6 protein-coding genes are annotated in these 5,283 nt (G+C 69.6%); 2 read left to right on the forward strand and 4 right to left on the reverse strand.

Annotated elements, in window-relative coordinates:
- The 4 genes from H3O04_RS33645 to tsaB all read right to left on the reverse strand — a co-directional run.
- On the reverse strand, positions 1-737 hold a 737-nt coding region (locus tag H3O04_RS33645), incomplete at its 3' end, for a DUF1853 family protein (protein ID WP_202589333.1).
- Positions 734-1,774 (reverse strand): uracil-DNA glycosylase, encoded by a 1,041-nt coding sequence (locus H3O04_RS33650; RefSeq protein WP_077179469.1) that lies wholly within the window; start codon positions 1,772-1,774, stop codon positions 734-736. The genes H3O04_RS33645 and H3O04_RS33650, both read right to left, overlap by 4 nt.
- On the reverse strand, positions 1,761-2,261 hold the full coding sequence (gene rimI / locus H3O04_RS33655) for a ribosomal protein S18-alanine N-acetyltransferase (RefSeq protein ID WP_202589334.1): 501 nt from the start codon (positions 2,259-2,261) through the stop codon (positions 1,761-1,763). Before rimI ends, H3O04_RS33650 begins: the two co-directional genes overlap by 14 nt.
- Positions 2,258-3,025, reverse strand: a complete 768-nt coding sequence (tsaB, locus tag H3O04_RS33660; protein WP_011549519.1) for a tRNA (adenosine(37)-N6)-threonylcarbamoyltransferase complex dimerization subunit type 1 TsaB — start codon at positions 3,023-3,025, stop codon at positions 2,258-2,260. Before tsaB ends, rimI begins: the two co-directional genes overlap by 4 nt.
- A 147-nt stretch (positions 3,026-3,172) precedes the next feature.
- On the opposite strand from tsaB, the gene H3O04_RS33665 reads away from it, so the two are divergent.
- Positions 3,173-3,442: an acyl-CoA-binding protein gene (locus tag H3O04_RS33665; protein ID WP_006478462.1), complete on the forward strand. Its 270-nt coding sequence runs from the start codon at positions 3,173-3,175 to the stop codon at positions 3,440-3,442.
- Positions 3,443-3,799: 357 nt separating this feature from the next.
- Positions 3,800-5,283 (forward strand): DEAD/DEAH box helicase (locus H3O04_RS33670; protein ID WP_202589335.1); only part of this gene is annotated, 1,484 nt, incomplete at its 3' end.

Raw genomic sequence — 5,283 nt, forward strand, 5'->3', positions numbered from 1 at the left:
CTCGGTAATACGCTCCATGCCGCGCCGTCACGCTGCGCGGCCGCCCATGCCGGCCACTGCCCGTGCGTCAGCCAGAAACCGCGCGGATGATCCGGCGCGATTTCGACGGACACCGGCGGCACCGGCGCGCCGTACGGATGGAACAGCCAGCCCTTGATGAACATCTGCGCGTCGGCCGGGGCGCCGTAGCCGAGCCGGGCAAAGCCGTCGTGTTCGCCGAGCCGCAACTGGTGGTCGAGCAGCCGGCTGCGCTTGCGGTCGAACCGATCGACGAGATTGGGGCCGACGAAGTCGGCGAGCGATGCGCCGTCGCGGACCGGCGCGCACAGATAGCACTTCACCGCGAGTTCCCAGTGCAGGCGTCGGCCGTCGGGCGTATCGACGAGAAAATCGACTTCGCCTAGCGTGCGGCCGTTGCTGCGCAGCGGCAGATTGGCCGCGACGAGCCGCAGCGACGGCCCGTGCGTCAGAAAGTACTCGAGCAGGCATTCGGCGTAGCGGCCGAGCCGGGTCGGCCGAAACCCGTCGAGCGCGCGATGCAGCGGCCCGGGCTGCGCATCGAGCGCGGCGAGCCACGCTTCGACGGCCGCTTGGCCCGTTGCATCCGGCCATGGGCGCGCGAGCGGCGCGCCCGGTACCGCGGTAAGCAGGCTCGGGCTGGCGAGCAGCCAGCCCAGATCGCGCACCGCGGCGTCATGCAGCGTATCGACGAACGCGACCGCCGCGCCGGTCGTCATGGCCCGGCCGGGCCGTTCGTGTCGGCGCTTTCCGCACGCTTGAACGTGTCGCGCGCGAGGCACAGGTCGGCCCACGCCTTCGACTTGTCCTGCAGGCTGCGCAACAGGTACGCCGGGTGATAGGTGACGATCACCGGCACACCCTCGTACGCATGCACGCGACCGCGCAGCGACGCGATGCTTGCGTCCGTCTTCAGCAGCGTCTGTGCGGCAAAACGGCCGAGCGCGACGATCAGCTTCGGCTTCACGAGCGCGACCTGGCGCTGCAGATACGGCTCGCAGCTCGCGACCTCGTCCGGCTCCGGGTTGCGGTTGCCGGGCGGCCGGCACTTGATCACGTTCGCGATGTACACGTTGTCGCCACGCTTGAGCGCGAGCGACTGCAGCATGTTGTCGAGCAGCTTGCCGGCCTGGCCGACGAACGGCTCGCCCTGCTTGTCCTCGTTCTCGCCCGGCGCTTCGCCGATCAGCATCCAGTCCGCTTCGCGATCGCCGACGCCGAATACGGTGTTGGTCCGCTTCTCGCACAGACGGCACAGCGTGCAGTCGGCCACGCGCGCGGCCAGCGCATCCCAGTCGAGCACGGCGACCGGTGTGCCGGCGGGGCGCGATTCGGCGGCCGGCACGGGCACGGATTCGCCCGGCGGCGCCGCGTCGAACCACGCGAAATCGTCGTCTCCCGCCGGCGGTGCCTCATCCTTCGGCGGCATCGTATCGGTCGATGCGGGCGATGTGATCGATGCAGCCTGCGCGGACGGACGATCGCCGTCGACTACACCGTGCGCCGGCGCCCGCGACTCGCGAGCCGGCAAACCATCGGCAGCGCCACGCGCGACGGCCGTCGGCCTGTCGCCCTGTGCCGGCGCATGCGCTGCACGCACCGGCCGCTCGGCGGCGACGGCGGTACCGTCGTCGGGCGCCGCGGTTTGCGCGACGGCAGGCGCGTCGGCTGCCGCGCCTTCGTCCGCGCGCTGCCCGCGCCGCACCCAGATCTGCGCGAGGCCCAGTTCCTCGAGCGCCGCTTCACCCCACGCCATGCGCGTCCCCCTCGTCCTTGTTCAGCGTCAGACGCATCACGATCGCGTCCTCCCGGCTGCGATGCTTCGCCGGATAGTAGTTCTTGCGCCGGCCGATCGTCACGAAACCGAAGCGCTCGTACAGATGAATCGCGCGCGGATTGGACGGCCGCACTTCGAGCAGCACGCCGTCGAGCCCCTCCGCGCGAGAAATGCGCACCGCCTCGCGCAGCAGCGCGAGGCCGGCGCCCGCATGCTGTGCGGTCGGCGCGACGCACAGGTTCAGCAGATGCATCTCGTCGACCACGGGCATCAGCACGCAATAGCCGACGAGCGACCCGGTCACGTGCCGCAGGCACACGCCCAGATAGCCGTTGCGCAACGAATCCTCGAAATTGCCGCGGCTCCACGGAAATTCGTACGCGACGTGCTCGATCGCGACGACTTCGTCGAGGTCGGCGTCCGTCATCGGCGCCAGATAGCGGTCGCTCAGCAGGACCCCCGTCATCCCTTCGCTCCGCCCGTCTGCGCGGCCCGTGCCGCGATGCGCTCGGCGGTGGTCTGCGCGACCTTGTCACGCACGTATTCGGGCGCGGCCTGATCGGCCGGCACCGCCCGCCCGGCGCGGAACGCGCGCAGCGCGGCATGCGCGACCGCCAGCGCATGCGGCAGCGCCTCGCCGTCGATCGCGGCCGCCCGCGCGGCGGCCGGCAACTGCGCGCCGAACGCCGCGGCCGCATTGCCGGCGAGCGTGAACGGCGCATCGGGTACGCCGATGGCGCCCGGCGCGTCGAGCGACGCCGGATGTAGCGTACGCCAGTCACCGGCGCCGTCGTCCCATTCGAAATCCGCCCAGTAGGCTTCGTCCATCCGCGCGTCGAGCGCGGCGAGCACGCGAGTCGTGCCGGGCGCGCGCAGCCGCGCATGCTCGGCGCACGCGAGCAGCGTGCCGATCGGCACGACCGGCAGCCCTGCACCGAACGCGAGGCCCTGGGTGATGCCCGTCGCGGTACGCAGGCCCGTGAACGAGCCAGGGCCCGCGCCGAACGCGATCGCGTCGCAGTCGGCGAGCGTCAGCCCGGATTCGGCGAAGAGTTCCTGGATCGCCGGCAGCACGCGCGTGCTCGACACGGCGCCCGTCGGCTCGTGGCGGACCCAGGTTTGCGGGGTGGAAACGGCGTCATCGGCCGAGGCCGAGCGCAGCAGCGCGACCGAGCAGTATTCGGTCGACGTATCGATGGCGAGGAGCACTGTTTGCGTCATGGCCGACATTGTAATGCGCCGCCCCGCTCCCACGGGCGATCGGGCCCGATCTGTGCGCGCGGGCGGCGCCGGCGGCGGTTTGGAAGGATCGCTCGACCCCGCGCGACGGCCCGCTTGTTAAGATCGGCCGATCTGAAACCCTTACGGAGACACCCGATGAGCGAACTCACCGCCCAATTCGACCAGGCCCAGATCGACGTCAAGCAACTGACGGAACGGCCGGGCAACCTGACCCTGCTGCGCCTGTACGCGCTCTTCAAGCAGGCGACCGACGGCGATGCGCACGGCGACAAGCCGGGCTTCACCGACATCGTCGGCAAATACAAGTACGATGCCTGGGAAGCGCTGAAGGGTACGTCGCAGGATGCGGCGAAGCAGCAGTACATCGAACTCGTCGAATCGCTGAAAAACGGCACGGCGTCCTGACGGAATCGACGCCGCCGCAATCGGCAATCAAATCAGTGGCGCAGCGCAGCAAATTTCTTTATAATGCGGCCTGCGTCACCTCCCGCGCTCGGCTCGCAAGCCGTTCCGGCCCGACGCCTCGTAGCGTTAAGCTCCAATCCGGTTTAGAACCTGTCCCCTCCTGCTTCGACCCTTGCGGTCGTCAACTAGGCTGGCGGCCCCGCTCCTGAAGCGCGCCGCACCCAAAACAGCTTCTAATGCCTCATCCGCCGACGGTTCGGCGGATTGCACCCGTTTCCCGATTTGCTCGCTGAATCCGACGACTTGGGTATGCGCGATTGGCGCCGACGTTTCACCCACTGTGTTTCAAGGATTGTTATGACTTCGAGCATCAACTCCAGCCCGCTCAACGCGATCGCCGACCAGGCGCTCGGTCTCGACGACGCCGCCGCACCGGCCGCGGTCGAACCGGCGTCGGACGAGCCGAGCTTCGCGTCGCTCGGGTTGTCGCCGGAGATCGTCTCCGCGCTGCAGGCCGCCGGCTACGTGAAGCCGACGCCGGTCCAGCAGCGCGCGATTCCGGCCGGCATCGCCGGCCGCGACCTGCTGGTGTCGAGCCCGACCGGTTCGGGCAAGACGGCCGCATTCATGCTGCCCGCGATCGAACGTTTCGCGCAGCTCCAGAAGACGCAGGCGCAGCAGCCGCGCGCGCCGCGTGAACCGAACCAGGGCGACCGCCGCGTGCGCCGCCCGCAACCCGTCGCCCGCCCGGGCCTGCTCGTGCTGACCCCGACCCGTGAACTCGCGATGCAGGTCACGACGGCCGCATCGACGTACGGCAAGCACCTGAAGCGCCTGCGCACGGTCAGCATCCTGGGCGGCGTCGCCTACGGCCAGCAGCTGATGCTGCTCGCGAAGAACCCGGAAATCCTAGTTGCCACGCCGGGCCGGCTGCTCGATCACCTCGAGCGCGGCCGTATCGACCTGTCCGAACTGAAGATGCTCGTGCTCGACGAAGCCGACCGCATGCTCGACATGGGCTTCATCGAAGACATCGAAACGATCGTCGCCGCCACGCCGGAATCGCGCCAGACGATGCTGTTCTCGGCCACGCTCGACGGCAAGATCGGTTCGCTGACGAGCCGCCTGCTGAAGGATCCGGAACGGATCGAGATCCAGCAGCGCCTCGAATCGCGCGCGAACATCGCGCAGACCGTCCATTACGTCGACGACCGCGATCACAAGGATCGCCTGCTCGATCACCTGCTGCGCGACGACGCGCTCGACCAGGCGATCATCTTCACGGCGACCAAGATCGACGCCGACCAGCTCGCCGGCCGTCTCGCCGACGCAGGCTTCGAGTCGGCCGCGCTGCACGGCGATCTGCCGCAGGGCGCGCGCAACCGCACGATCCGTGCGCTGCGCGAGCGCCGTGTGCGCGTGCTGGTTGCCACCGACGTCGCGGCACGCGGCATCGACATCCCGGGCATCACGCACGTGTTCAACTACGACCTGCCGAAGTTCGCGGAAGACTACGTGCACCGTATCGGTCGTACCGGCCGCGCGGGCCGTTCGGGTATCGCGGTGAGCCTCGTGCACCACGCCGAGCAAGGCGCGCTCAAGCGCATCGAGCGCTTCGTGCGCTCGCCGCTGCCGGTCAACGTGATCGAAGGTTTCGAGCCGCGCAAGTCGCCCCCGCGTAACGGCGGCACCGGTGGTCGCGGCCGTCCGGGCGGCGGTAACGGCGGTCGCCGTTTCGGCGGCAAGCCGGGCGGCGGTCATGGCGGCAACGGCAATGGCCGCAGCTACGGCGGCGGCAATGGCGGCGGCTGGAGCGGCAAGCCGGGCGGCAGCCGTGACGG

The organism is Burkholderia sp. KCJ3K979, assembly GCF_016759955.1.
Classification (GTDB): Bacteria; Pseudomonadota; Gammaproteobacteria; order Burkholderiales; family Burkholderiaceae; genus Burkholderia; species Burkholderia orbicola.

Bases quoted from the DNA above. Each gene is read 5' to 3' on its own strand.
- H3O04_RS33650 (WP_077179469.1), bottom strand. From the start codon at position 1,774: ATGGCGTGGGGTGAAGCGGCGCTCGAGGAACTGGGCCTCGCGCAGATC.
- rimI (WP_202589334.1), bottom strand. From the start codon at position 2,261: ATGACGGGGGTCCTGCTGAGCGACCGCTATCTGGCGCCGATGACGGAC.
- tsaB (WP_011549519.1), bottom strand. From the start codon at position 3,025: ATGTCGGCCATGACGCAAACAGTGCTCCTCGCCATCGATACGTCGACC.
- H3O04_RS33665 (WP_006478462.1), top strand. From the start codon at position 3,173: ATGAGCGAACTCACCGCCCAATTCGACCAGGCCCAGATCGACGTCAAG.